General features: G+C 36.9%; 1 protein-coding gene and 1 pseudogene. Both read right to left on the reverse strand.

Translation table 11 applies throughout. From position 1 onward, the window contains the following. Positions 1–122 precede the first annotated feature (122 nt). Positions 123–2,099, reverse strand: coding sequence for a DNA topoisomerase 3 (locus tag ACJML3_RS02960; protein ID WP_406020467.1), 1,977 nt, complete (start codon positions 2,097–2,099; stop codon positions 123–125). 6 nt (positions 2,100–2,105) lie between these two features. Next, positions 2,106–2,669: pseudogene (locus ACJML3_RS02965) on the reverse strand (hypothetical protein); the annotation flags it as partial.

The following is a 2,669-nucleotide window of genomic DNA, read 5'->3' on the forward strand; positions in this document are numbered from 1 at the left end:
ATTAACCTGCTTTGAAGTCAGAGAATTTTTGAGTGATGCCATTACATGAGCAAAATCATCCCCGAGTTTATATATTTCAGAAAGAACAAATGCTCTATATGAATTAAGAGGACTTTCCATTTCTATTTCCTTTTAAATGGATTCACTTTTGATTTTAAAGATCTGCCTCTATTGTTTTGGATTTTAGCTCCTTTAGAAGTTGATACTGAACCATCAGGCAGAGAAATAGTCAATTTTGAAGCTTTTTCAACGAGCTGAAGAGCAAAAGACTTCTGCTTTTCTTCAAACTGCTTACAAGTTATTTGACCACTTTCAACAAGTTTCAACTGGGATTCAAACATTGCCGTAAGTACTGGATTTTTACATAAATCAGGAAGCTCTTCTAATAGCTTGATCCCTACAGGAGTTGCTTTGATTTTTTTACCAACAAGCTCTAAAAAGCCTTTTCTCTTCAATTCAGCAATAATGCCTGCTCTTGTTGCACTTGTTCCAATACCATCACCATCTCTCAAAACTTTCTTAAAAGGGCCATCTGGTACAAAGTTATAAATATTTTGCATTGCTTTGATAAGTGTACCTTCTGTGAATGATGCTGGAGGCTTTGTTTGAGCTGTTACAGATGCCACCTTCAAAACATCAACAATTTCACCTACAGATAGTTTTGGAAGACTTTGTGAATCTTCTTTTTCATCGTCTTTGTCCTGTTCTAAAGTATCATCTTCTCCGCCATATACAGCTAAATAGCCACTTTCAACTACTACAGAGCCTTTACAGGCGAATAATTCACTTGATACATCCAATTTAATGGTAGTAGCTAGGAGTTTTGCAGGAGGAAAAAACTGGCATAAATAACGCTTAACAATAAGCATATACACCTTTCTTTCATCGTCTTTTAACTCAGATAAATTGCCTACTTGCTGGGTTGGGATGATTCCGTGATGGGCTGTTATTTTGCTATCGTTCCATACTTTTGACTTTATTGAAGGATCTGCTTTAGAAATTATTGATTTCAGCTCTGTATGAAAAGAGAATAAGGACTTTAAAACCTTAACAGCATCCTGATGTTGCACTGTTGGAAGATATTCGCAATCCGAACGAGGATAAGTAGTGAGCTTGTACTTTTCATAAAGTGCCTGGCATATATTGAGTATTTGCTCTGCAGAGTAGCCATATTTAGCATTGGCTTCTGCTTGAATTGAAGCTAATGAGTACACTAAAGGTGCATTCTTATCCTTTCTTTTTGTCTCAAACGCAATTACTTTTGACTTTTTGGCATTAGCTAATTTTTGCTGTAACAATCTTGCAGCATTAAGATCAATAAGCCTGCCTTCACTATCCAGACCTTTTTGAGATTCACCATACTGCAGTGTAGCGGTGAAAGTCTTATTTTCTGCTTTAAAGTTGCCTTTAAACACATAATAAGTTTGAGGCTTGAAGTTACTAATCTCATGATCTCGTGTAGCTACAAGATTAAGCGTTGGTGTCTGAACTCGGCCGACAGAGAGAAGAGAGCCTTTACCACTTCTTCTTGAAGCAAGAGTAAATGCTCTTGTTGCATTCATACCAATAAGCCAGTCAGCGTGACTTCTTCCTAAAGCAGCATTTCTCATGCCTGCATATTTTTCGTTAGACTCAAGTGAAGATAAAGCTCTTTTTACTGAAACACTATCTACAGCCGAAGCCCAGTAACGCAAAACAGGCTTTTTATTGCATATAAAAGACAAAATTTCATCAACTAAAAGCTGGCCTTCACGATCAGGATCACCACAGTTAACAATAGTAGTGATGTTAGATTTTAAAGCAAGCTTTTTGATAACGTTAAACTGAGCTTTGCAGTCTGCTTTTACTTGAATCTTCCATCTTTCAGGTACAATCGGAAGATCCTGCTCTCTCCAAACTTTTGATCCGTTTTTGGTTGTAGGAACATCGTCAGGCAAATACACATCAGGTGTAGCTAACTCCATTAAGTGACCGAAGCACCAGGTGACAATATCACCTGATTTAGTCTCACAGTAGCCTTTATCTGATTTTGATTTACCTAAAGCATCTGCTATTGCCTTACCTACAGATGGCTTTTCAGCTATAAAAAGTCTGTTCATTACTAACTACCTGTAATAACGTTCACCAACTGTTTTGCCATCAACTCTGACTTCTGATACTGAGCTGTAAGGTGCTGTTTTTTCAGTATAGAATCGTTCTCCTATATTTATGGTTTTGTATTTATGAGTTGGTGTTGATGACTGAAATGTTCGTGCTGGAGTTGTTGATACCGCTGCGACAACCTGATAAAGGCGTTTATAGCATCTGTTATTTTCTACTTTATCGCAACCATACTGACGACTTGATTCTTCTTTGTATATCCATTTCCAACGAGTTGCAGTATTGTATGCTGGCATTTTGATTTCATAGTAAGTTACATAAGACATTTCACTTTTAGGAATATTGACTGTACTCTGTAAATTATTAGGCTCTTTTTCTTCACAGTATTTAAAATCAGGAAGATCAGTATATTTTCTTGTACCATGATGATTAACATCGGTAATTCTACTTATATATGCCCTATGAGCCGAAGAGCAACCATCTGTTGCGAATCCTGTAGGAAGACACAACCAGATAGCACACTCATTATCTTTATTACTTCTGATACCAGAGCTTATTGCTAAAGTTGC

It is taken from the genome of Succinivibrio sp., from assembly GCF_045124615.1.
Taxonomy (GTDB): Bacteria; Pseudomonadota; Gammaproteobacteria; order Enterobacterales; family Succinivibrionaceae; genus Succinivibrio; species Succinivibrio faecicola.

What these genes read in the sequence shown, in the direction of transcription:
- ACJML3_RS02960 (WP_406020467.1), bottom strand. Translation starts at nt 2,099, where the DNA reads ATGAACAGACTTTTTATAGCTGAAAAGCCATCTGTAGGTAAGGCAATA.